The sequence below is a fragment of the Sphingomonas sp. MMS12-HWE2-04 genome, from assembly GCF_044881185.1.
Taxonomy (GTDB): domain Bacteria; phylum Pseudomonadota; class Alphaproteobacteria; order Sphingomonadales; family Sphingomonadaceae; genus Sphingomonas.
In genome coordinates, this window is record NZ_CP173254.1 from 2,982,434 (window position 1) to 3,005,486 (window position 23,053).

Sequence of the window (23,053 nt, forward strand, 5' to 3'; positions counted from 1 at the left end):
TACTCAGGCCCCCGCCCCCGCTGCCGTCACCCCGGCCAAAGCCGGGGCCCCAGGCCGCGTGCGTCGCGGCATGGGATACCGGCTTTCGCCGGCATGACGGCGTGGGTTCATCCAATTACGCCTTGTTGTCGTCCACTTCCGAGAACTCGGCATCGACGACTTCCTCGCCGCCAGCTTCGTTCCCCGCGGGAGTCTCGGAAGGCGAAGCTTCCGAGGCAGCCTGCTTCTCGTAGATCGCCTGGCCGAGCTTCATCGCGACCTGGGCGAGGTTCTGCGCCTTGGCCTGCATGTCGTCGGCGTCGCCGCCTTCGATTGCCGTCTTGGTCTCGGCGATCGCCGCCTCGATCTCGCCCTTCAGCGATGCATCGACCTTGTCGCCATTCTCGGCAAGCTGGCGCTCGGTCGTGTGGACCAGGCTCTCGGCATTGTTCTTGGCTTCCGCCGCAGCGCGCCGCTTCTTGTCCTCATCGGCAAAGCTCTCGGCGTCGCGGACCATCTGGTCGATGTCTGCGTCGCTGAGCCCGCCCGAGGCCTGGATGCGGATCTGCTGCTCCTTGCCGGTGCCCTTGTCCTTGGCACTGACGTTGACGATGCCGTTGGCGTCGATGTCGAAGGTGACTTCGATCTGCGGCACGCCGCGCGGCGCCGGCGGAATGCCGACCAGGTCGAACTGGCCGAGCATCTTGTTGTCCGCCGCCATTTCGCGCTCGCCCTGGAACACGCGGATCGTCACGGCGCCCTGATTGTCGTCGGCGGTCGAATAGACCTGCGACTTCTTGGTCGGGATCGTCGTGTTGCGGTCGATCATGCGGGTGAACACGCCGCCCAGCGTCTCGATGCCGAGGCTCAGCGGAGTCACGTCGAGCAGCAGCACGTCCTTGACGTCGCCCTGGAGCACGCCGGCCTGGATCGCCGCGCCGATCGCCACGACTTCGTCGGGGTTCACGCCGGTGTGCGGTTCCTTGCCGAAGAACGACTTCACGATCTCGCGCACCTTGGGCATGCGGGTCATGCCGCCGACCAGCACGACTTCGTCGATCGCGCTTGCCTTCAGCCCGGCGTCAGCCAGCGCCTTGCGGCACGGCTCGAGCGTACGCTGGATCAGGTCGTCGACCAGACGCTCCAGATCGGCGCGGGTGATCGCCTTGACCAGATGCTTCGGCCCATTGGCGTCGGCGGTGATGAAGGGCAGGTTGACTTCGGTGGTCGCGGCCGAGCTCAGCTCGATCTTGGCCTTTTCAGCGGCTTCCTTCAGCCGCTGGAGCGCCAGCTTGTCCTTGGTCAGGTCGATGCCCTCGGCCTTGCGGAACTCTTCCGCCAGGAACTGGACGATCTTCGAATCGAAGTCCTCGCCGCCCAGGAAGGTGTCGCCGTTGGTCGCCTTCACTTCGAACACGCCGTCGCCGATCTCGAGCACCGAGATGTCGAACGTGCCGCCGCCAAGGTCATAGACCGCGATGGTCTTGTTGTTGTCCTTGTCGAGGCCATAGGCGAGCGCTGCCGCGGTCGGCTCGTTGATGATGCGCAGCACTTCGAGGCCCGCAATCTTGCCGGCGTCCTTGGTCGCCTGACGCTGGGCGTCGTTGAAATAGGCCGGCACGGTGATCACCGCCTGGGTGACGGTCTCACCGAGATAGGCCTCGGCGGTTTCCTTCATCTTCTGCAGGATGAACGCGCTGATCTGCGACGGGCTATACTCTTCGCCGCCCGCCTTCACCCACGCGTCGCCATTGGGGCCGCGCGCGATCGTGTAGGGCACCAGCTCGGTGTCCTTCTTGGTGATCGGGTCGTCGAAGCGGCGCCCGATCAGGCGCTTGACTGCGAAAACGGTGTTTTCCGGATTGGTGACGGCCTGGCGCTTCGCCGGCTGGCCGATCAGTCGCTCGCCGTCCTTGGCGAACGCCACGATCGACGGCGTGGTGCGCGCACCTTCAACATTCTCGATGACCTTCGGCGTGCCGCCTTCCATCACTGCGACGCAGCTGTTGGTCGTACCCAGGTCGATACCGATAACTTTAGCCATGGTCCCTCATTGGCCCCCAGTAAGAAACAAAAACCTCGGTCGCCAGGCGCCCCCTCATGGGCAACGTCGGACGACCGTTCCGGAAGCGGATATAGGTGCGCTTGCGCTTGCCGCAAGAAGGCTGGGATTCTAGGAACCTTCCCGAAATGGGAGTTTGGTCGATGCGTGGATTTGCCGGGATCGTTACGGCGGCGTTATTGCTCGCGGCCTGCCACGCCCAGCCCGCCACGCTCGGCGCGGACCAGGCCTGGGTGCGCCTGCCCGCGGTGCCGGGCAATCCCGGCGCGGCCTATTTCACGCTTCATGGCGGCGATCAGGCCGATACGCTGCTCCAGGTCTCGACGCCCGCCGCGCTCCGCGCCGAACTCCACGAATTGAGCAAGACCCCGGCCGGCGCAATGACGATGCAGCCCGTCCGCGACGCACCGCTGCCGGCGCGCGGCACCCTCGCCTTCGCGCCCGGCGGCCGCCACGTCATGTTGTTCGATCTCGGCCCCGCGGTGAAGCCCGGCACGCGGATCCCGCTCGCGCTCGCCTTCGCCTCGGGCAAGCGTATCGAGGTCCAGGCCCGGGTCGTCGGCGCCGGGGATCCCCCTCCCCAGGCCGACTAGGCCCTGCTCGCATCCGGGCACATGGCCTAGAAACGCAGCCAACTAAGTAGTTGTCCTTATTTCGGCTGGGTTAACCACCCAAGTCCCCGGAATTGCGCGACTTCGCCTGGATCGCAACGTTGCCGTCGGCGACCGTTCGGGCGCGTCGCACATCCGTAGAACCCCGTAGCTTCCGACGGTTTCTCTCCCGCGCCTCTATAACGATTGCACAATATTGCGGGAGTTTATCGGTGGCATTTCTGGCGCGTATGAAAATCGGAACACGGATCTTGGTGATCGGCGCAGCGTCGCTGCTCGGCCTCGTCCTGGTCCTCGGCCTATCGATCCAGCGCCTGAGCAGCTCGCTCGAGGCGGGCTTCAACCAGCGTACCGAGCAAACCGTCGCGGTGGCCTACAGCCAGCTCGAGCGCTTCTATGCCGAGGAAAAGGCCGGTCGGATGACCCAGGCCCAGGCCCAGAAGGCCGCCGAGGATACGATCCGCGCGATGCGCTTCGGTGACGGCAACAAGGATTATTTCTTCATCCTCGACACCAATCTCACCATGCTGATGCATCCGGTGAAGCCGGAGCTGGAGAATGGCAGCGTGGCGGACAAGCCCGATGCCAGCGGCAAGTTCCATTATCGCGAGATGATCCAGAAGGCCAAAGCCACCGGCGACGGCTTCGTCCAGTATGACTATAAGATGCCCGATGGCTCGGGCGTGAAGCCCAAGCTGTCCTATGTCCGCGCGTTCAAGCCGTGGAATTGGGTCGTCGTCACCGGCGTGTTCAACGAAGAGATCAGCGCCACCGTCCGTGCTGCCGCCTGGCGCCTCAGCCTGGTCATCCTGCTCGTCGTCGCCGCGCTTATCGCCGTCATCGTCATCGTCAGCCGCTCGATCACCCGCCCGCTGGGCCAGATCACCAGCCGAATGGGCGATCTCGCCCAGGGCAATACCGGCGAGGAAATCCCCGGCATCGAACGCCGCGACGAGATCGGCGACATGGCCGCCGCGCTCCAGGTGTTCCGCCAGAACGCCGTCGCCAAGGCCGAGGCCGAGTTCGCCAAGGCCCAGTCGGACGCCGATCAGAAGGCGATCGTCACGGTCCTGTCCGAAAAGCTCGAAGCGTTGTCGGAAGGCGATCTCACCGCCACGATCCCGGGCAACGTCCCCGTCGCCTATCAGGAGCTGGCCGACAATTTCAACAAGGCGCTGACTAACCTGCGCGAGTTGATCGCCGCCCTCGCCGAAGCCTCGCAGAGCATCGAAACCGGCTCGAGCGAAATCGCCGCGGCTTCGGACGATCTCGCCCGCCGCACCGAAAGCAACGCCGCCAGCCTCGAAGAGACCTCGGCCGCGCTGTCGCAGATGAACGCCCGGCTCAAGTCGAGCGCCGAAGCGGCCGATCGCACCGTCGACTGCGCACAGCAGGCCATCGGCATCGTCGAATCGGGCCGCTCGACGGCGGAACAGGCGACTTCGGCGATGGACCGCGTGGCCCACAGCTCGAAGGGCATCGACAGCGTCATCGAGGGTCTCGACAAGATCGCCTTCCAGACCCGCGTTCTCGCGATGAACGCCGCCGTCGAAGCCGGTCGCGCCGGTGAAGCCGGCCGTGGCTTCGCCGTCGTCGCCGATCTCGTCTCGGCCCTGGCGATGCGCTCGGAAGAAGAATCGAAGCGCGCTCGTGATCAGCTCACCGCGACCCAGGCCGACATCGTCGTCGCGGTCAGCGCCGTACGCAAGGTCGACTCTTCGCTCGCCGAGATCACCGGCAGCGTCGAGCAGGTCCACCAGTTCGTCGAGACGATGGCCGGCGACAATCGCGCCCAGTCCTCGACGATCGGCGAGATCGCCACGGCGGTCAACGTGATGGACCAGTCGACCCAGCAGAACGCCGCGATGGTCGAGCAGACTTCGGCTGCCGCGCGCAACCTGGCCGGCGAGGTTTCCACTCTCACCACCCAGTCGGCCCGCTTCAAGGTCGGCGAAGCCGCCAGCCGCAGCGCCGCCCGCCGCAGCCCGGCCGCCGCGCCGGTCCGCGCCGCAGCGCCGGTCCACACGCCGCAACACTCGGCGATGCCGGTCCCGTCGATGGCCGGCGCCGGCGAGGACTGGGCCAGCTTCTAAAAACCGCCCCCGCGGGCGCCGCCTTCCCCCGACGGCGCCCGCACCCCTTCCCCTTTTGATGCCGCAACCGGGCCCCGTCGGGCGCGGACGGGTTCTGCACGCCCGTTGGAGACCTAAAATGCACCAGCCTTCCATCTTCGTCATCGGCGCCACGCTCCTTGCGGTCGGCACCCCCGTCACGGCGCAGGCCGACACCGGCCCGACCGAGAAAGCCAATCCTGCACAACAGGATGCCAAGCTCATCACGGTCAGCGCGACCAGCGGGCAGAAGCAGGACGCCCAGCAGACGCCCCAGGCACAGCCCGGCACCCCGCCCAGCGAGCGGACCCCCGAGCGCGCGCCCGCCAATCCGGCGATCCGCAACTATCCGCGCCAGGCCGATGGCCATGGCATCAAGCAGAGCGGCTATAACGTCTCGCGCTGGGCGGAAGACTGGACCGCGATGCGCAACCCCAAGAAGCGCGACGATTTCCTCGATCGGCTGAAATATCTGCCGATCGACGACAAGGGCGACATCTATCTCACGCTTTCGGGCGAGGCCCGGCTGCGCACCACCTTCACCGGCAATCCCGGGCTCGTCGATTCGGACAATCGCCGCGAAGACATGCTTCGCCTCGTCGGCGGCGCCGACCTTCATATCGGGCCGGTCCGCTTCTTCGGCGAGCTGGCGCATGGCGGTCTCAGCGGCATCAACTATGGTGCACCGGCCGCCAAGTCGCGCAACGATCTGTTCCTCCAGCAGGCGTTCGGCGAAATCAGCGGCACCGTCGAGGGCGTCGGCCTGGGCATCCGCTACGGCCGTCAGGAATTCACCGACGGTTCGTCGTCGCTGATCTCGCAGAAGGACAACAACACGCTCCACGCCGTCGAGCAGGGCGTCCGCGCCTGGGGCCAGATCGACAAATATCGCGTGGACGTGTTCGATTTCCGCCACGTCGCGATCGGTATGGGCGGGATCAGCGACGATGCGCCCGATCGCAGCAACCGCTTCTCGGGCGTCACCGCCGGCGTGGTGCTGGCGAACGACAAGACCAGGAAGCTGTTCCTCGACCCCTTCGCGTGGCGCGAGCGCAACGACAAGGTCCGCTGGGGCACCAAGACCGCGCATGAAGTCCGCCATTATTATGGCGCCCGGCTGTGGGGCTCGCTCGACGATCTGACGATCGACTGGACGGTCAGCCACCAGACCGGCGACTTCAACGGCCGCGACATCGACGCATGGAGCGCAGCGATCGCGCAGACCTATGCCCTCAGCGCCAAGGGCATGAAGCCCAAGGCCGGCGTGCATTTCGATTATGGCAGCGGCGGCGGCAGCTACGGCACCGGAGCGCTCAAGACGTCGAAAATCGTCACCGCGGGTACGATCGCCTACAGCTATCAGGGCGCGCTCAGCCCGACCAACCTGTTCCAGATCTCGCCGAATCTCACGGTGACTCCGGTCAAGCCGCTCGACGTCACCTTCGAATATCAGCGCAGCTACCGCGCCAGCGACAGCGACGCGGTCTACAAGGGCAGCGGCAGCGCCTATGCCGGCACCCAGCTGATCCAGGACGGCGATCATATCGGCGACGCGCTGCGTATCCAGGCGAGCTGGAAGATCGCGCCGCGGCTCTCGCTGATCACGCGCTACGAATATTTCCAGCCGACCGGCGCGCTCAAGCAGGTCAACACCGTCGACTCGCACTATCTGTCGAGCTGGATCAGCTTCCGCTTCTGAGCTGCCCCGCGGCGGCGCGCACCCGGCCCTCCCCCGGCCGGGTGCGCAAGGGCTTCCCCCGCGCGCATCCCCGCCGTATCGTTCCGCCAGCGATATTCCGGGGAGGACCGCATGCCAGAGACTGTCGATCGTTTCCGCTCGTCCACCCTGGGCTGGCTGCGCGGCACGCTGGCGGGCTGGGGGACGATCCTGTTGCTGGTGGTCGGCGCGCTCGGATCGATCTGGGCACTCGCGCAGCGCCCGGTCGGCGACTGGGCCTGGATCTTCCCGATCGCGCTCGTCGCCGGCATCGTCCTCCTCGCCGTCAAGGCGGTGACCAATTTCGCCACCACCTATGAGCTTACCGAAGACCGGCTGATCCTCCATCAGGGCATCGTCGCCAAGTCGATCGACGAGATCGAGCTTTATCGGGTCAAGGACGTCCGGATAAACTTCACCATCATCAATCAGATGGCCGATCTCGGCACGCTGACGATCACCTCGTCGGACGAGACGACCCGCGACGCGCCGCTGGTCATCCGCGACGTGGTCCGTGCCCGCCTGCGCCGCGAAACGCTGCGCGGCCTGGTCAACACCGCCCGCCGCAGCCGCGGCGTGCGCGAGATCGACATGGTGCATGAGGATATCGGCGACCTTGGCTGAGCCCGGCGGGCAATCGCGCGCGCTCACCCCGGGCGAGATCGCGCTGGCCCGCCCGGTATTCGGCGACGCGCTCGATTATGCCGCCGCCCGCGTCGCCAACCGCAAATGGGCGTTCTTCCAGCCCGCCAACACCACCATGGCGCCCACCGGCACGATCCATTTCCACCCCGCCGGCGGACTCTATCGCGACGATTTCGCCCACGCCGCGCTCGGCCTGCAGGGGCTGTTTGTCCACGAGCTCGTCCATGTCTGGCAAAGCCAGACCCGCGGCCGCTTCTACCTCGTGCTGATGCGCCACCCCTTCTGCCGCTATCGCTACGCCTTCACACCGGGCAAGCCGCTAGCCGCCTATGGCCTCGAGCAACAGGCCGAACTCGTCCGCCACGCCTTCCTCCTCCGCCACGGCGCCACCCTCCCCGATGCGCCGCCGCTCGCGGAACTGGAGGCGGTGCTGCCCTTTTGAGCTAGCAACCGCGGGAAGTCTGAAATAGCGCCCGCAAGCGAGACGCTCGGAGAGAGCACTCGAACGCTGTCATTCGCTAGTCCGGAGCGGAGCTCAGAAATCCTAGCGAGGGTCCCGGCAGCCTGTCAGAACTGCGGGCATGAGCACGCTGCAGCATAATCTAGGCCGTTTGAACGCAAAGCGAGCGCTCGCGCTTGCGCTTGCGCTTGCGCTTTTTGCCATCGCCATATGGGCCGGCAGCGCCAACGCAACGGCGAGATCGCCGGCGAGCGCCTTGCCGCAGCTGCTCCTTAACAATCTCGCCGACCGCTATCTTCAGGACAAATGCCGCGTCGGAGTGTCATTGGTCGCGAGAGTGGGCAGCAGAACGTTCTTCGCCAATCGCGGCTGGACCAGCCGAGCGCGGGCGACACGGCCGACGATCGACAGCGTCTACGAACTCGCCTCTGTGACGAAGACCTTCGTTGGCGTGATGGCGGCCATGGCTCTGATCGACCGGCGCATGACGCTCGATCGCGACTTTCGAGCGTATCTGCCGAACGCTTACCCCAATTTGCAGCGTGCCGGCACGCCGATCACCCTCAGATCTCTGGCAGCGCATAGCTCGGGCCTCCCGCGAGACCTTCCGGACAGCGGAGCCATCCTCGCCGATCCCGATTACGACACCCTAGCCAGCCAGTTCGCTGCCCTGAATAAGGGGCACACGCGCGAGAAGGATTTGGCCGCGCTTCGCCTGGTGCAGCTTCGCGATGTTCCCGGTGCGGCATTCGCCTATTCAAACCTCGACATGCGCGTCATCGGCTATGGCCTGGAGACGGTCTACGATACGCCCTTCCGTCGGCTGCTCGGAACCAGGCTGCTTCACGGCTTGGATATGGGATCAACCGACTTCGTCGTCGGGGCTGCCATGCGAAACAGGCTGGTCACGCCCTATAATCGCAACGGTCGGGCGCAGCCGTTCCACGATGACAGCGCCGGTGCCGCTTACGGCCTCTATTCGACGCCGCGTGACATGGCCCGGTACCTGGCGTGGCATCTGAGCGGCAGCGCCCTCGCGTCCCGGTCTCATGCGCTGATCCGCGGCAACGCCCAGAACGGCCAGTCTCTTATTTGGAATGCCACGATGCGAGGTGGCGAGACTATGCTCTGGCATGGCGGTGGATCGTTCGGCTCGACGAGTCAGATGGTGCTGTTTCCCAGCGCCAAGATGGGCCTCGTCCTCCTCGCCAACAATTCTTGCGAGGGGAGCGAAGATGCGTTGAAGCAGATGGCGAGCGATCTGTTCGACGCCACCCGGCCATAGCAACCGACGCGCCGATCATCGTCGGCGCAGGGGCTTTCACGACCGATGCCACTTATCCGGGCAAACCGCTGAGAAAGTCGACAGATCGCCCTCGGCGGCATTGCCCGAATGGAGGACTTGTCGAGACGCGGACCGCAGCTCTGGAACCTCGCCTTTTGGGGCGCATCCCGACCCAGGATGCAATCACTTCTTGCCCTGCTCGCGCAACTCCCCTTCGAAGGCCTTTGCCGCGGCGTCCACCCGTCGCCGCGTTTCGCCCGGATCGACGAACGCATCGCGCTTCCCCGCCTGCTGCGCCTTGCGCTTGGCCGCCAGGTCGAAGCCCTCGGCATGGAAGTTGAGGAACACGTCGGCCTGCACGCCGCGCAGCTTGGCAAAGCTCGCACGGAAATCGCGCACCACGCCGGGATAGCTCGGTGTGCCGGCCAGCCGCTCGCCCGCCACGCTCAGGCTCGAGGCGAACAGCACGCGCTTGCCGCCCGCAATCGTCGTCCAGCTCGTCGCCCCCGCGGTATGCCCCGGCGTCAGCAGCGCGGTCAGCACCACCGGGCCGACGCGGACCTGCTCGCCATCGCCGATCAGCCGATCGACCCTGACCGCGGGAAAGCCGGTAAGGTCGCGCCGCGCCAGGGTCTTCCCCGCCGCCAGATCGGGCGCGTCGCCGCGACTCGCCACCAGCTGCGCGCCGGTCCGCCGCTTCAGTTCGGCGAGCCCGCCGGCATGATCGTAATGCGAATGGTTGATCAGCAGGAACTTCACGTCGCGCAGCCGGAAGCCGAGCTTCTCGATGTTCGCGGCGATCAGCGGCGCCGCCTGCGGGGTGCCGCCATCGATCAGCACATGCCCCTGCGGGCCGGTCACCAGAAAGGCGGACAGCCCCGCCGTCCCGACATAATAGACGTTGCCGAGGATCGCGAACGGCTCGGCCGGCTTGTTCCACGCCGCCCGCCCGTCCTGCCATCCCGCGCACGATGGCGCGGCGAGCATCAATCCGGCCGCTATCCCTAGAAAAAACCGCATCCGCCTCTCCCTTCGAGTGCGGGATAGCGCGCTGCGGGCCTCAGAAAAACGCATCAAATATCGCGCGAGCCATGAAGCAAATTCATGGCTCGCGCGCTCAAATTCATGGCTCGCGCGCTCAATCGTCTCTGGGCTCCAGCTTGGACGGCCGCATCGGTGCGCTGCGCGGCGGTGGCGCAGGCCGCTCGGCCCTGTGCGGCGGCGCGGGGCGTTCCACGCGCGGCGCCGGGGCAGGCGCCGCCCGCTCGACCTGCGGCGCCGGTGCCGGGGCGGCCCGCTCGACGCGCGGCGGTGGAGTAAAGGCGGGGCGTTGCGCTGGTGGCGCGCCCTCGGGCTGGGGCCGGAAGCGGGGCCGCGGCGTATCCGCGCCGGCGCCTTCGACGCGCCACGCGCCGCCATTGCCGCGCCGCGGCGGCAGCGCCGGCGCCTCGGCCGACGGGGCAGCGCCGGGCTCGGCCCGCGGCTGGGGCGGCGGCGCAACCGGCCGCGGTCGATCGGGTCGCCCGCCCCAATTTCCGCGCGGCGGCGCAGTGTCGGCTCCCGGCGCTGGCGAGGTCACGCCGCCGTCCGGCCGCGGGCGCCCCCAGCCCGGCCGCCGACCCGGCGTGCCGGTCACCGGCGGCGTCACCGGCGGCGTCGCGGGCGCCTCGGCGCCAGGCGCGGGCGAGGTCACGCTGCCATCAGGACGCGGACGCCCCCCGCCTGGTCTGCCCCAACCCGGCCGTCCTGGCGGCGTGGTCGCGGGGGGAGGCGTGGCGACTGCGCCGCTCGAATCGGGCGAAGGCGGCGGCGTCGTCACCGTGCCGGGGCGCGGACGCCCCCAGCCGGGCCGGCCGGGCCGTCCGGGCGAGGTCGTGCCGGGCGCGCCGTCGACGGTCGGCGGAGCTTCCGCACCGGGCCGTCCGGGCCGCGGCGGCCGTCCGCCCGGTCGCCCGGAATCGGGTCGACCGGCATCGGGCCCGCCGGTATCGGGCCGTCCCGACCCCGGTCGCGGCCGCGTGCCGCCTTCGGGCACCGGCAAGGGCGGAAGGCCACCGGCACCCGGCATCGGCCGGTTCCAGACCCCGTCCGGCCTGCCTGGCCTGCCGGGCCTGCCCGGCCCGCCCGGGCGATGCGGCCGGTTGGGATCGGGCTTGCGCCAGCGTCCCGGCGGCGGCCCCTGGAAGCCGCCCGCGCGCCAGCGGTGGAATTGCTCGGTCAGCGCCAGCCGCCGCCGTCGCTCGGCGTCGAGCCGCCGCTCCAGCGCGCGCGCTTCCCATACGCTGCGATAGCGCCGCCACCCCGGATAGCGCGCCCGGCCTTCGCTCCACAGCTGGACATAGCCGGTGATGAACGGGCTGGCGTCCAGCCACGCGCCGGTATCGACCGGGGTCCAGTCGCGCGGCGCCATCGCCGCCTTGATCCGGATGCCGCGTTCGAACAGGTCCATCGCCGCGTCATAGTGCGCGCCGCCCTCGGCGCGGCTCAGCACCCCGCCATCGGCGCCATAGACCACCGCGAGATCGCCATCGTCATAGCCATAGCTGTGTCCAGGCTCGACCGTGAGGAACGGCGTGCGCGCGCCCGGCTCGAAATAATAGCTGCGGATGCCTTCGCCCTGGTCCTCGACAACGATCCAGTACCCGTCCGACGTCTCCCACGCCCAGGGCTCGCCGCCCTCGAATGCGAACGAATAATCGGGCGGCGCATCGCCGATCGCCTCCCACAGCGAGTTGGCCTTGTCGATAAAGCCGTAATCGTCGGTCGATTCCGCGCTCGCCGTCGATTGCGCCACCGCCCCGCGCGCCTGCGCCACCGCCGTGCCGCCCAACAGCGACAATAGAACCGCCGCGATCAGCGGCCGACCAGGTGCAATACCGCGCATCATCTCTCCCCTCGACTTGTCGCGGCATCTTCCCCGCTCACCGCTTAACGCGCGCTGACTATCCGTAGACGCACGCAAGCCCCTCATGCTGCTCCGAGCCATAGTTCCGAACCGGCAGGTAGCCCGCGTCGCGCCCTTGTTTCATACCCCTGTGCTTCCCACATGCGCCTCGCGCGTTGACCTCCCGAACGTGCTCCCTATACTCGGAACATAACTGGAACGGTCAGGCCTCCCGTATGCTTACTCACATCTCCGTCCGCGGCGCGCGCGAGCATAATCTCAAGGGCGTCGATATCGACATCCCCCGCGATACGCTGACGGTGATCACCGGGCTGTCGGGCTCGGGCAAGTCCAGCCTCGCCTTCGACACCATCTATGCCGAGGGCCAGCGCCGCTATGTCGAGTCGCTCTCGGCCTATGCGCGCCAGTTCCTCGAGATGATGCAGAAGCCCGATGTCGAGCATATCGAGGGCCTCTCGCCGGCGATCTCGATCGAGCAGAAGACCACCAGCCGCAATCCGCGCTCGACGGTGGCGACGGTCACCGAGATCTACGATTATATGCGCCTGCTCTGGGCGCGCGTCGGCATCCCGTACAGCCCGGCCACCGGCCTGCCGATCGCCGCGCAGACCGTCAGCCAGATGGTCGATCGCGTCCTCGCGCTCCCCGAGGGCACCCGCCTGCTCCTCCTCGCCCCCGTCGTCCGCGGCCGCAAGGGCGAGTACCGCAAGGAGCTTGCCGAGTGGCAGAAGGCCGGCTTCCAGCGCGTCCGCATCGACGGCGAAACCTATCTGATCGAGGACGCCCCGGCGCTCGACAAGAAGTATAAGCACGACATCGAAGTCGTGGTCGATCGCCTCGTCGTCGGCGGCGACATCGCCACGCGCCTGGCGGAGTCCTTCGAGACCGCGCTCAAGCTCGCCGAGGGCCTGGCCTATATCGACCTGGTCGACACCACCGTCGCCCAGCTCGTCGGCAGCAGCGTCCGCGAGGCGCCGCAGGCCTTCGCCGCCGAGGCCCCCGCGCCCAAGAGCGGGATGAAGAACACCGGCCTCCCGGAAAACCGCATCGTCTTCTCCGAGAAGTTCGCCTGCCCGGTATCGGGCTTCACGATCACCGAGATCGAGCCGCGCCTGTTCTCGTTCAACGCGCCGCAAGGCGCCTGCCCGGCGTGCGACGGCCTGGGCGAGAAGCTCGAATTCGACGAGGATCTCGTCGTCCCCAATCACGATCTCACGATCAAGAAGGGCGCGATCGTGCCCTGGGCCAAGTCGAACCCGCCCTCGCCTTATTACATGCAGGTGCTGGGCTCGCTCGCCCGCGAGTTCGGCTTCAGCCTCGACACGAAGTGGGCCGATCTCCCCGAGGACGCGCGCTTCGCCATCCTCCACGGCACCAAGGGCAAGCCGGTCACCCTCACCTTCGTCGACGGCCGCAAATCCTATGACGTCAAGAAGCCGTTCGAAGGCGTCATCGGCAATCTCAACCGCCGCATGCTCCAGACCGAGAGCGCCTGGATGCGCGAGGAGCTGAGCAAATATCAGGCGTCGCATCCGTGCGAAGTCTGCCACGGCGCGCGCCTCAAGCCCGAGGCGCTGGCGGTGAAGGTCGCGATGCGCGACATCTCCAGCGTCACCCGCCTCAGCGTGGTCGACGCGCTCGCCTGGTTCGCCCAGCTGCCCGATCAGCTCACCCCGCAGAGCCGCGAGATCGCCCGCGCGATCCTCAAGGAGATCGACGAGCGCCTCGGCTTCCTCAACAATGTCGGGCTCGACTATCTCAACCTCAATCGCACCTCGGGCACCCTGTCCGGCGGCGAGAGCCAGCGCATCCGCCTCGCCAGCCAGATCGGCTCGGGCCTGTCGGGCGTTCTCTACGTCCTCGACGAGCCCTCGATCGGCCTCCACCAGCGCGACAACGACATGCTGCTCGCCACGCTGCGCCGCCTGCGCGATCTCGGCAACACCGTGCTCGTCGTCGAGCATGACGAGGATGCGATCCGCACCGCCGACTATGTCATCGATATGGGCCCCGGCGCCGGCGTCCATGGCGGCGAGGTCGTCGCGCACGGTACGCTCGACCAGGTCCTCGCCACTCCCGGCAGCATCACCGCCGACTATCTCACCGGCCGCCGCGAAGTCCCGCTTCCGGCCAAGCGCCGCAAGGGCACCGGCAAGAAGCTGACCGTGCACAATGCCACCGCCAACAACCTCACCGGCGTCACCGCGAGCATCCCGCTCGGCACCTTCACTTGCATCACCGGCGTCTCGGGCTCGGGCAAGTCGAGCTTCACGATCGACACGCTCTATGCCGCCGCCGCGCGCCAGCTCAACGGCGCCCGCGTCCTCGCCGGCAAGCACGACAAGGTCACCGGGCTCGAGCATCTCGACAAGGTGATCGACATCGATCAGTCGCCGATCGGCCGCACCCCGCGCTCGAACCCGGCGACCTATACCGGCGCCTTCACCAACATCCGCGACTGGTTCGCCGGCCTCCCCGAGGCGCAGGCGCGCGGCTACAAGCCCGGCCGCTTCAGCTTCAACGTCAAGGGCGGCCGCTGCGAGGCGTGCCAGGGCGACGGCGTGCTCAAGATCGAGATGCACTTCCTCCCCGACGTCTACGTCACCTGCGACGTCTGCCACGGCGCGCGCTACAATCGCGAGACGCTCGAAGTGAAGTTCAAGGGCAAGAGCATCGCCGACGTGCTCGACATGACCGTCGAGGACGCGGTCGAGTTCTTCAAGGCCGTCCCCCGATCCGCGATCGCATGGCGATGCTCGCCGAAGTCGGCCTGGGCTATGTCAAGGTCGGCCAGCAGGCGACCACGCTGAGCGGCGGCGAGGCCCAGCGCGTCAAGCTCGCCAAGGAACTCGCCCGCCGCGCCACCGGCCAGACGCTCTACATCCTCGACGAGCCCACCACCGGCCTCCATTTCGAGGACGTCCGCAAACTCCTCGAAGTCCTCCACGCGCTGGTCGAGCAGGGCAACACCGTGGTGGTGATCGAGCACAATCTCGACGTCATCAAGACCGCCGACTGGATCCTCGACCTGGGCCCCGAGGGCGGCGTCAAGGGCGGCGAGATCGTCGCGCAGGGCACGCCGGAGCAAGTAGCGAAGGAGCCGCGGAGCTTCACGGGCAAGTATCTCGCGCCGTTGCTCAAACCGCGCGCGGCGACGAAGGAAGCGGTGGCGGCGGAGTAGCCGCCAAACGCCCTCTCCCCTATTGCAAGAGGGGAGAGCGGCACCTCGCAGGGAGCGGCCCATGGCTTATCGTCCGGAATTCACCGCCGCCCTCCGCCTTTTCGCCCGTGCCAGCGCCGCGATGACTGCGCAGGGCTTCGAAGCGCCGGTGCTGGTCGGCGGCGGCGCGGTCGAACTCTATTCGAAGAGCGCCGTCACCACCGGCGACTTCGATCTGGTCACGGCGCGGCAGCATGCGTTCGAGATCGCGCTGCAGGACCTTGGCTTTGTCCGCCCGTCGGGCCCCGGCGCGGCAACCCGCGGCTGGATGCATCCCGATCTCAAGCTCGGCTTCGAGGTCGTCTCCTCGACGCTGCTCGACGGCCTGGCCGATCGCGACCGGCTGTTGCTCGTCGATCTCGATGCAGACGGAACCGCCGCGGTGATCGCCGTCGAAGACATGATCGCCGATCGCATGGGCCAGTTCGCCAGCGGCAGCGCCCCAGAGATGCGCGGCCAGGCCCGCGCGCTGCTCACGCTTCACAGCGACGCCGACCGCGCCTATCTTGAGCGCCGTATCCGCGAGGAGACCGCCGGTGAGTACGGCATCGAAGACGTCTGAACCGATCCCGCTCGAAGCGCTCGCCGCCGACATCGAGCGCCGCCGCGTAGAGACCGGCGTAGCCGATCTCCCCCGCAACAGCGGCAAACGCCGCACCGCGAGCAAGAAGGCGTTGCTGGCAGCGATCGAGGCAGCGGGCGGGAAGTGGTGATCGCGCTCGATCAGCCTGCCGCTGCCAGGGTCATCAAGACCGCCGACTGGATCCTCGGCATGGAGCCCGAGGGCGGCGTCAAGGGCGGCGAGATCGTCGCGCAGGGCACGCCGGAGCAAGTGGCGAAGGAACCGCACAGCTTCACGGGGAAGTATCTTGCGCCGTTGCTCAAGCCGCTCAAGGTGGCGAAGGAGCCGGTGGCGGCGGAGTAGGCTTGCTACGTCTAGCCGAAGTTCGCTACGCTGCCGGCGCATCACGGGGGATCGAAATGGCTAACGTTCTAAGGCTTCGGGACGTTTTTACACCCGGTGGACAGCCTTCAATCACGTACGTTAGCCGAGATCATCTCAATCTCGAGCGTCGTGTTAAGCAAGCGCTGGCAAAGGGTTTTTCGATAAATGTAGTAACTGGGCCTACAAAATCTGGAAAAACAGTTCTTTGCAACCACGTCTTGGCGCAATCAGGGGAGTCAATTTCTGTTGAAGGCGGCCAAATACGCACGGAAAACGACTTTTGGAGTCAAATTGCTCACCTTTTGCAGGTAGGGTCTAGTCGTACGCGTACGGAATCCGGAACGATTACCGATCAAGCTTCCGCAGGAGGCAAAGTTAGCATCCCTGCGGTGCTAGAGTTAAACGCGAGCGGCAGCAAGAGCGGCGCCAGAACAACTCAGCGCGCTGTCACGTACACCATGAATCCGCAAAGGGCCGCTCTGGACGCCTTGCTGCATAACAACATATCGCTCTTGGTGGACGATTTCCACTATATACCTCAAGATGCTCAACGTGGCATCATCCAAGCTCTGAAAGGCGCGGTATTCAAGGGCCTAGCGGTAATTCTACTCGCTGTGCCGCACCGTGCGTTCGACCCTATAACCGTTGAACAGGAAGTCGAAGGACGTTTTCAACACATTGAAATCGAGCCTTGGGACATTGATGATCTAATTTTGATACCGGAGCGAGGATTCTCCGCCCTTAATGTTGCCGCTTCCAGCCATTTAAACAAGGCCATCTGTGCTGAGGGATTTGGGAATCCCCTTCTAGTTCAGGAAATATGCAGCGAAATCTGCATTAAGAGTGATATATATGAATGGTCACGCTCTTCGCAAAAGTTAGACGATAAGCTTCTTCCACAGGCACTGGCCGACATCGCGAGAAGCAAAGGTTTTCCGAAGTACAACAAACTAAAAGCCGGTCCAGACGCAAGAAAGAAACGCCAGCTTCGCAGCTTCAAAGATGGCACATCTCAAGACAAATATTCCGCAATTCTTACTGCGTTGGCGAGCATAGGTCCTAAACCTAGAACTTCGTATGATGAACTGCGAACGGCTTTGCAGAGCCTTTTGACTGCTTCCTCCATGCCTGCTAAGCATGAAATTACGGCGGCTTTGGTGAATATGAGCAAGATTGCGCGTGAGAAGATTGAGGGCGAGCCACCAATAGAGTGGGTGGCATCTGAAAATAGCCTCGTGATCACAGATCCGTTTCTGCTATTCTATATGAAATGGTCCGCGCATCACGAAGCGCCCGGCAGTCAACTGCCTTTGCCATGACGATCTGCGCATCAATATTCGCGTCGTAGCTCATTCCATTGAGCAAGTGCCGCAGCGTGACGACGGTGAAAAATCGTCGGCTCGTCTCCCTGTAAAGAGTTACGGTCTAAACTAAATGTCCGCCCACGTATCACGTCCAATAACCTGAGCTCGGCACGGTCGACGGTGCGGAAAGCTTCACACAACAGCCACAGACCTAAGCGAGCAGCTTCCTCGCTTAGCTGAGGATCAGGGAACCAGTACGGATATACGAAGTGGTCCTCGTCGCGACCGTCGCGCACGGAAAGAATGTTGGCAACCTTAATGTCGGCATCGACCCCAGCCACTCTACAGACCGTCTTCATCGCATCGGCCGGACGGAAGGGTTCGTTTGTCCAGCGCCGCCGCTCATCCCACCACAGCAGGAAGCCGTCGCGCAGTTGGCCGTACAGATTAGCGCGCCCAGGATTGCCCTGTATTCTTATGCGGGTTTGCTCGTGGAGGTCCGTCGCGCCGAAAACATGATCTTTGGCGTCACGCCAGAACGGGCCGTAAAAATCCCCTCCGCCTTCACCCGCCCTGCCCTCTTCGCGAGCAATCTCTTCCCGGATATCCGCCCTAAGGGCGGCGATTCTAGCACCACCTTCAAGGTACATGATCTTTAAAATCTTGCGCAAATGAATGTTCTGCAAGGACACGTCGACTTCTCCCCTATAGACGGGTAGCATCATACGTTGATAATTAAAAGAAGTTGCCGGTGTTACTACAACTAGTATCAATTCTTTATGCGGGACAGCTTCATCCTTAACCTATTCGCGTCTTTGCGCCTTCGCGTGAAAAAATCCCGTTCTTCGTCACCTCGGATGCCCCCTCACCCATGATACTCCCGCCACAGCGCGCGCAGCGTCGCCTCGCGCTTGCCGCAGCGGCGGCAGCGCAGGCGCTTCTCGGCGTCGCGCAGGCTCAGCATCGGCGAGAACATCCGGATCACGCTCTCGGGCGGCACGATCACGTGCCAGCCGCACCCGCCGCAGCGAATGTCGGCATGCTGGCGCTTGAGCTTGAAGTCGAAGATGCAGCGGACGCTCCGATCGGCCATCTCCAAGCAAGAACATAAAGCGAACGGTTGCGAAAGCCCCCGCGTGGGATCGTCCACGGGATTCACACGCGGCAGCGCGGCTCCATCCCGCACGCCCACACCCGCAAGAACAAAGCGCGAACTTTTCGCTGTCCTACAGCCCCCCGCCCGGCATATCTGGCGAGTCCCTTCTTCCAGAGGAGCGACACGCGATGACCGAACACAGCGAATTCCCCGCCTTCGATCCCAGCAGCATCAATCTCGCCCGCTATCACGGCTTCGAATGCCCGCCCGGCGGCACGCGCTATGACGGCTGGACCCCGGATCGCCAGCGGCTGTTCCTCGAGGCGCTGTCCGAAGGCCTGCCGGTCAACCAGGCCTCCGGCATCGTCGGGCTGTCGCGCCAATCGGCGTATGCGCTGCGCCACAGCCCGCGGGGCCAGGCCTTTGCGCTCGGCTGGGATGCCGCGGTGCTGCTTGCGCGCAATGCGCTGGTCGACGCGCTGATGGAGCGCGCGTTCAACGGCGTCCGCGAACACGCCACCGATAGCCAGGGCCGCACCGTCACGCGCTTTCGCCATGACAACCGCCTCGCGCTCGCCATGCTCGCCCGGCTCGATCGCATCGCCGATGCCGAAAAGCCGGCCGCCAGCGCCGCCGCGGCGCGCGCGATCGCCGGCGACTTCGCGCAATATCTCGATCTGATCGATGCCGAGGCCGGTCCGGCGCGCGCCGGCGCGTTTCTCGACGCGCGCACGCGCCCCGCCACCGCCGCCGATCTTGCCCCGCTGCGCACGCTCGCCCGCGCCGACCGCTGGCTGCGCACCCACACCGATCTCGCCGAGCCGCTTGCGCTCGACGATCTCGATCCGGCCGAGCGCGCCGGCTGGAGCGGCGAGCAATGGGCGCGCGCCGAGGCCGCCGGGCTGGTCGCGCTGGCGCCCGAGCCTGCCGCGTCCGAAACCCTCAATTCGTGTCAAGATTGTCAACCGAGCGAGCCGGTGTGGTGGGACGAGGAGCGCGAGGAATGGCGCACCCATTTCCCGCCGCCCGAGGGTTTCGACTATTCGGAGGAAGGGCAGTATGGCGAGGAGGGCTATGAACGCTCGCTCAGCGCCGACGAGGCGGTGGTGATGGAGGATGCCGAGGAGGCGCTGCGCGAACAGCGCGTCGCCGAGCGCCTCCCCGCCGAAGCGGCCGCGCGCGATGCCTGGTTCGCCGAGATCGATCCGCAGAACTGGTCAACCGAGGCGTTGGCCAGCGAAGCGCAGGCGGACGCCGATGCCCAGGCGGGGGTGCAGGAACAGGCGGCGCCCGACGCCGGCTAGCCGCCGCGTCCGGCTCCCGGCCCCGCGGCGCGTCGATCGCTGCGGGGCCGGCGGAGGGGCGAAAGACCATCTAGGCGTTTTCCGGGGGTTGCGGCGTAACCCTTGCGTAACCATATGCCGGTAAGCCGAAGATGGTTGCGCATCCCAATGCGCGGAACTTTACGGCTTTTCTCCCCGTTTACGCTGCAGCGCGATGCTCGCGCACCGGCTCTGGGGGAGATTTCCAACTCACGTCGCGTGCGCAGGCGAGCCCCGCTGTTTTGGCGGCGGCATGCGCGCATCGAACCTACAGAACAGGACTGAAATGAACTTTTTCGACCGTATTCACGAAACCCAGATTACCCGTACCGCCCGCCAGCCCAAGCCGCGGCTTGGCATCCCCTTCCACCGCCGCCTCTTCGCGGTCGACCAGAGCCAGCGCGTCATCGCCCGGGCTGCGGCCGTCGAAGTCCTCGGCTAAGGGGCGCTAACCCAGCGCCAGTGCGGCGAGCGTGGCGGCAAGTCCGCCCGCGCCGCAGGCCAGCGCCAGCCGCGGCATCTGTCGCGGCGCTTGCCACAGCCCCAGGGCGACCAGCCCCGCGGCTGCGGCGATCAGCCCGATCCACTCGATCAGGGCAAAGTCCCAGCGCGGCGCCAGCATCAGCAGCGCCGCCAGGCTGACCGCCAGCAGGGCGTAGCCCGCCGGGCGCCGCTGCGCCGGGGTCAGTCTCAACCATTCCGCTTTCACCTCGGCCTCGCGGGCATGTCGCCGCATCGCCAGCGCGAGCAGCGCGAACCCCGCCACCGCCAGCAGCAGCGCCGCCAGCGCGCTCATGCCGCCACCGCCCGCCGCAGCGGCCGTGCCGGCCTCGCCACGCCCATCCGCTTCGCCGCGAACCCGCAGGTCGCCGCCATCGCCAGGCAGAGCAGGTCGCCGGCGACGAACAGTCCGTCCCCCGGCGTCACCAGCAGCCCGCGCCCGACGCTCCCCGCCGAAACCACCGGCAGCAGTCCCCAGCCCGCGGCATTGGCCCAGAGCAGGCTCCGCCAGCCCCACCGCGCCGGCACCGCCGCCGACCAGGCCAGCGCCGCGGCCCAGGCCAGGAAGAAGCCGCGCACTTCCCAGTCCGCGCGTCCCGCCAGCCCCAGCGGCAGCAGCCGGTTGCCCCACAGCAACGCCGCGATCGCCAGCACCAGCCCGGCGACGGCGCCCGCGCTCAGCCGCGCCACCGCAGCGTGCTTGCGGTCGGCGATGTCGGCCCGGCTCAGGCTCCACAGCACCAGCCCGGTGGCGATCGTCGCCGAAAAGGCCAGCCCGCACGCGAAATACAGCCAGCGCGTCGCCGCGTCGCCGAACCGGCCCATGTGCAGGCCGTAGAGGAAATTATAGGTGGTCATCGCCGGCCGCGCCTCGCGGTACCGGCTGATCAGCGCGCCGCTCGCCCCGTCGAACGCCACCGATGCCTTGGAATAGGGCACCGCCTGTTCGTCATTTTGCCACATCAGCACGGTCGAGCGCGCATCGCCGGGGTTCTCGACGCTGATCCGGCCGATCGGCGCGCCGCCGAACTGCTGCCGCGCCTGCGCGATCATCGCCGCCGGATCGGCAAGCCGCCCCGGCGTCTCCGCCGCCGGCCGCTCGACATAGGCGGGGAACAGCTCGCGCGCCGCCGCCGCGGTGTCGCCGCCATAGACCCCCAGCGTCGCCCAGGGCAGCGTCAGCGTCACCAGCATCAGCACCCCGGTCAGCGTGATCATCAGGTGGAACGGGATCGGCAGCACCCCCAGCACATTATGCGCGTCGAGCCAGCTGCGCTTGCCCTTGCCGGTGCGCAGCGTGAAGAAGTCGGCGAAGAAGCGGCGATGGGTGACGATGCCCGAGATCAGCGCGATCAGCAGCGCCATCGCCCCGATCGCCGCGATCATCCGCCCCCAGGGATAGGGCAGCTCGAGCTCGAAATGGAAGCGATAGAGGAATTCGCCGCCCAGCGTGTCGCGGATGCCCTTCGGATTGCCCGTCGCCGGATCGAGCGCCCATAGCCGATAGTCGCCCGTCCCGCCGGGCTGGAGCAGCACCTGCGCTGTCCCCGATCGGCTGTCCGGCGCGGTCAGATACCAGGCCGGTGCGTTGCTCTCGTTTGCCGCCAGCCAGCGCAGGCCGTTGGCCAGTGCGGTATCGGGCGCCACCTGCGCGGCTACTTCAGGCCGCATCCAGTCGCCCATCTCGCCCTTGAACACCGCGGCGGTGCCGGTCAGCGCGATCGCAAAGCCCAGCCAGCCAAAGACGATGCCCACCCAGCTGTGCAGCCAGTCCATCCGCTGCCGCACGCTCATCGCAGCGCCATCCAGCCGCCGAGCGCGAGCAGCGCCGCCGCGCCGCCCAGCCCCAGCCACGCTCGCAACGCCGTGCGCGCGCCGAAGGCCCAGAGGATCGCGCCGACCCACACGAGGACCGCGACCAGCGTCGCGCTGGTGACCGCCTCGTTGCGCGCCAGCGGCAGCACCGGCCCGATCGCGATCGCCGCCAGCGACGCCACCGCATAGGCGCCCAGCGTTCCCGCCAGCACCCGGCTCGTCACCGCCAGCCGATAGCCGAGCGTCAATTGCCCCCCGTGTCGCGCCACCTACACCCTCATTATTGCGAACCGTTCGCACCCGTTAATGCGTAGCGTTCGCAAGAGCAAGGCGCGGCGGCCGGCTAATTGTGCGCGCGCGAATGGCCGCCCGATCTCGCTTCCGGGGGGAGAAGGGAAGTTGGCGTTCGGCCTGGCGCCCTTCGGCCTAGTGCCCGTGCAGCCGGGTGCGGCCCAGTCCCAACAACCCTTCGCCGCGCTGCACGTCATGGTCGACGACCTGCGCGGTGAACCGCTCGATCACGCGCTTCGTGCGCGCCAGCGGGCTATCGGCATGCCCCGAAGCGACCAGGCCACTGCCCCAGCTCAGCGCCAGTGCGCGAACCTCGCGCGTTGCCGTCCGCCGGGCCGCCTGGCCTTCGAGGACGATCGAGGGAAAGGGCAAGGTGACTCGCGGCGAGGCGAAGGTCTCGAGCAGGCCGGGCACGCCCGGCGCCTGGTCTACCGGGTCGAGGAACAGCGCCCCGGCGACGCGCTCGACATAGCTGCGCGGCGAAAGCCGCGCCCACCAGGCGGTCGCGAAGCAGCTCGCGCCTTCGGCGAGGATCAGGACCGCGCGATCGGCACCCGTCACTGCGGCATCCAGCTTGGCGGCAAGCAAATTGCGGTCGGCCGCGGTACGCACCTTGAACGGGATATGGTCCGCGGCGATCGGCCGCTCGAACAGCCGCGCCCATACTGGCGCGCCGTCGCCGCCGATCGTGATCAGCGAAAGATTCGCAGGGAGAGCCAGCGCAGCCATCGTCGCACTCCTTAATCCACCCCAAATCGGCAATCTATACTGCCCGGATCGGAG

General features: G+C 66.7%; 20 protein-coding genes and 2 pseudogenes. 13 read left to right on the plus strand and 9 right to left on the minus strand.

The annotated features are described in order from the left end of the window. Positions 1–115: 115 nt before the first annotated feature. The gene (gene dnaK, locus AB2M62_RS13870) at positions 116–2,023 is read right to left on the minus strand and encodes a molecular chaperone DnaK (RefSeq protein ID WP_404334655.1); all 1,908 of its coding nucleotides are present in this window, start codon (positions 2,021–2,023) and stop codon (positions 116–118) included. Positions 2,024–2,184: 161 nt separating this feature from the next. Here dnaK and AB2M62_RS13875 point away from each other — a divergent pair, with 161 nt between their 5' ends. The 6 genes from AB2M62_RS13875 to AB2M62_RS13900 all read left to right on the plus strand — a co-directional run bounded on the left by AB2M62_RS13875 (position 2,185) and on the right by AB2M62_RS13900 (position 8,870). Further along, complete coding sequence (locus tag AB2M62_RS13875; RefSeq protein WP_404334657.1) at positions 2,185–2,634, plus strand: copper chaperone PCu(A)C; 450 nt, start codon at positions 2,185–2,187, stop codon at positions 2,632–2,634. 272 nt (positions 2,635–2,906) lie between these two features. Beyond that, entirely contained in the window at positions 2,907–4,745 is a 1,839-nt protein-coding gene (locus tag AB2M62_RS13880; protein ID WP_404334658.1) for a methyl-accepting chemotaxis protein, read from the plus strand. A 118-nt stretch (positions 4,746–4,863) separates the two neighbouring features. Further along, on the plus strand, positions 4,864–6,462 hold the full coding sequence (locus AB2M62_RS13885) for an alginate export family protein (protein WP_404334661.1): 1,599 nt from the start codon (positions 4,864–4,866) through the stop codon (positions 6,460–6,462). 111 nt (positions 6,463–6,573) lie between these two features. Then, the gene (locus tag AB2M62_RS13890) at positions 6,574–7,104 is read left to right on the plus strand and encodes a PH domain-containing protein (RefSeq protein ID WP_404334662.1); all 531 of its coding nucleotides are present in this window, start codon (positions 6,574–6,576) and stop codon (positions 7,102–7,104) included. Then, on the plus strand, positions 7,079–7,567 hold the full coding sequence (locus tag AB2M62_RS13895; RefSeq protein ID WP_404334663.1) for a vgr related protein: 489 nt from the start codon (positions 7,079–7,081) through the stop codon (positions 7,565–7,567). The genes AB2M62_RS13890 and AB2M62_RS13895 overlap by 26 nt, the downstream gene beginning before the upstream one ends. Before the next feature lie 139 nt (positions 7,568–7,706). Continuing rightward, positions 7,707–8,870, plus strand: a complete 1,164-nt coding sequence (locus AB2M62_RS13900; protein WP_404334664.1) for a serine hydrolase domain-containing protein — start codon at positions 7,707–7,709, stop codon at positions 8,868–8,870. Between the two features lie 183 nt (positions 8,871–9,053). Here AB2M62_RS13900 and bla read toward each other — a convergent pair whose 3' ends face one another. After that, entirely contained in the window at positions 9,054–9,890 is an 837-nt protein-coding gene (bla, locus tag AB2M62_RS13905; RefSeq protein WP_404334665.1) for a subclass B3 metallo-beta-lactamase, read from the minus strand. A 118-nt stretch (positions 9,891–10,008) separates the two neighbouring features. Continuing rightward, a complete protein-coding gene (locus tag AB2M62_RS13910; protein ID WP_404334667.1) occupies positions 10,009–11,754 on the minus strand; it encodes a hypothetical protein in 1,746 nt (581 codons plus the stop codon). A 236-nt stretch (positions 11,755–11,990) separates the two neighbouring features. Here AB2M62_RS13910 and uvrA point away from each other — a divergent pair. The 5 genes and pseudogenes from uvrA to AB2M62_RS13935 all read left to right on the plus strand — a co-directional run bounded on the left by uvrA (position 11,991) and on the right by AB2M62_RS13935 (position 17,260). Next, positions 11,991–14,956: pseudogene (gene uvrA, locus AB2M62_RS13915) on the plus strand (excinuclease ABC subunit UvrA). Between the two features lie 61 nt (positions 14,957–15,017). Next, entirely contained in the window at positions 15,018–15,557 is a 540-nt protein-coding gene (locus AB2M62_RS13920) for a hypothetical protein (RefSeq protein WP_404334669.1), read from the plus strand. Then, positions 15,532–15,708 carry a hypothetical protein gene (locus AB2M62_RS13925; RefSeq protein ID WP_404334671.1) on the plus strand — a complete coding sequence of 59 codons (177 nt, stop codon included), beginning with the start codon at positions 15,532–15,534 and terminating at the stop codon, positions 15,706–15,708. Before AB2M62_RS13920 ends, AB2M62_RS13925 begins: the two co-directional genes overlap by 26 nt. A 29-nt stretch (positions 15,709–15,737) precedes the next feature. After that, positions 15,738–15,920 (plus strand): annotated as a pseudogene (locus AB2M62_RS13930) (hypothetical protein); the annotation flags it as partial. A 56-nt stretch (positions 15,921–15,976) separates the two neighbouring features. Continuing rightward, the gene (locus AB2M62_RS13935) at positions 15,977–17,260 is read left to right on the plus strand and encodes a hypothetical protein (protein ID WP_404334672.1); all 1,284 of its coding nucleotides are present in this window, start codon (positions 15,977–15,979) and stop codon (positions 17,258–17,260) included. 11 nt (positions 17,261–17,271) lie between these two features. On the opposite strand, the gene AB2M62_RS13940 is transcribed toward AB2M62_RS13935, so the two are convergent. Both AB2M62_RS13940 and AB2M62_RS13945 read right to left on the minus strand, forming a co-directional pair. Next, positions 17,272–17,937, minus strand: coding sequence for a hypothetical protein (locus AB2M62_RS13940; RefSeq protein ID WP_404334674.1), 666 nt, complete (start codon positions 17,935–17,937; stop codon positions 17,272–17,274). A gap of 173 nt (positions 17,938–18,110) precedes the next feature. Then, entirely contained in the window at positions 18,111–18,338 is a 228-nt protein-coding gene (locus tag AB2M62_RS13945; RefSeq protein ID WP_404334675.1) for a hypothetical protein, read from the minus strand. Positions 18,339–18,529: 191 nt separating this feature from the next. Here AB2M62_RS13945 and AB2M62_RS13950 point away from each other — a divergent pair, with 191 nt between their 5' ends. Further along, entirely contained in the window at positions 18,530–19,645 is a 1,116-nt protein-coding gene (locus AB2M62_RS13950; protein WP_404334677.1) for a hypothetical protein, read from the plus strand. A 304-nt stretch (positions 19,646–19,949) separates the two neighbouring features. Next, a complete protein-coding gene (locus tag AB2M62_RS13955; RefSeq protein WP_404334678.1) occupies positions 19,950–20,105 on the plus strand; it encodes a hypothetical protein in 156 nt (51 codons plus the stop codon). 6 nt (positions 20,106–20,111) lie between these two features. Here AB2M62_RS13955 and AB2M62_RS13960 read toward each other — a convergent pair whose 3' ends face one another. From AB2M62_RS13960 to AB2M62_RS13975, 4 genes are all read right to left on the minus strand, one after another. Further along, positions 20,112–20,459 (minus strand): DUF3325 family protein, encoded by a 348-nt coding sequence (locus tag AB2M62_RS13960; protein ID WP_404334679.1) that lies wholly within the window; start codon positions 20,457–20,459, stop codon positions 20,112–20,114. Continuing rightward, the gene (locus AB2M62_RS13965; RefSeq protein ID WP_404334680.1) at positions 20,456–21,958 is read right to left on the minus strand and encodes a PepSY-associated TM helix domain-containing protein; all 1,503 of its coding nucleotides are present in this window, start codon (positions 21,956–21,958) and stop codon (positions 20,456–20,458) included. Before AB2M62_RS13965 ends, AB2M62_RS13960 begins: the two co-directional genes overlap by 4 nt. Beyond that, a complete protein-coding gene (locus AB2M62_RS13970) occupies positions 21,955–22,248 on the minus strand; it encodes an iron transporter (protein ID WP_404334681.1) in 294 nt (97 codons plus the stop codon). Before AB2M62_RS13970 ends, AB2M62_RS13965 begins: the two co-directional genes overlap by 4 nt. A 157-nt stretch (positions 22,249–22,405) precedes the next feature. Continuing rightward, complete coding sequence (locus AB2M62_RS13975) at positions 22,406–22,999, minus strand: alpha/beta hydrolase (protein WP_404334683.1); 594 nt, start codon at positions 22,997–22,999, stop codon at positions 22,406–22,408. Positions 23,000–23,053 lie beyond the last annotated feature (54 nt).

Coding starts and splice junctions, on each gene's coding strand:
- AB2M62_RS13960 (WP_404334679.1), bottom strand. CDS start 20,459: ATGAGCGCGCTGGCGGCGCTGCTGCTGGCGGTGGCGGGGTTCGCGCTG.
- AB2M62_RS13895 (WP_404334663.1), top strand. CDS start 7,079: ATGAGGATATCGGCGACCTTGGCTGAGCCCGGCGGGCAATCGCGCGCG.
- AB2M62_RS13885 (WP_404334661.1), top strand. CDS start 4,864: ATGCACCAGCCTTCCATCTTCGTCATCGGCGCCACGCTCCTTGCGGTC.
- AB2M62_RS13910 (WP_404334667.1), bottom strand. CDS start 11,754: ATGCGCGGTATTGCACCTGGTCGGCCGCTGATCGCGGCGGTTCTATTG.
- bla (WP_404334665.1), bottom strand. CDS start 9,890: ATGCGGTTTTTTCTAGGGATAGCGGCCGGATTGATGCTCGCCGCGCCA.
- AB2M62_RS13945 (WP_404334675.1), bottom strand. CDS start 18,338: ATGGCCGATCGGAGCGTCCGCTGCATCTTCGACTTCAAGCTCAAGCGC.
- AB2M62_RS13900 (WP_404334664.1), top strand. CDS start 7,707: ATGAGCACGCTGCAGCATAATCTAGGCCGTTTGAACGCAAAGCGAGCG.
- AB2M62_RS13935 (WP_404334672.1), top strand. CDS start 15,977: ATGGCTAACGTTCTAAGGCTTCGGGACGTTTTTACACCCGGTGGACAG.
- AB2M62_RS13920 (WP_404334669.1), top strand. CDS start 15,018: ATGGCTTATCGTCCGGAATTCACCGCCGCCCTCCGCCTTTTCGCCCGT.
- AB2M62_RS13950 (WP_404334677.1), top strand. CDS start 18,530: ATGACCGAACACAGCGAATTCCCCGCCTTCGATCCCAGCAGCATCAAT.
- AB2M62_RS13955 (WP_404334678.1), top strand. CDS start 19,950: ATGAACTTTTTCGACCGTATTCACGAAACCCAGATTACCCGTACCGCC.
- AB2M62_RS13975 (WP_404334683.1), bottom strand. CDS start 22,999: ATGGCTGCGCTGGCTCTCCCTGCGAATCTTTCGCTGATCACGATCGGC.
- AB2M62_RS13890 (WP_404334662.1), top strand. CDS start 6,574: ATGCCAGAGACTGTCGATCGTTTCCGCTCGTCCACCCTGGGCTGGCTG.
- dnaK (WP_404334655.1), bottom strand. CDS start 2,023: ATGGCTAAAGTTATCGGTATCGACCTGGGTACGACCAACAGCTGCGTC.
- AB2M62_RS13965 (WP_404334680.1), bottom strand. CDS start 21,958: ATGAGCGTGCGGCAGCGGATGGACTGGCTGCACAGCTGGGTGGGCATC.
- AB2M62_RS13875 (WP_404334657.1), top strand. CDS start 2,185: ATGCGTGGATTTGCCGGGATCGTTACGGCGGCGTTATTGCTCGCGGCC.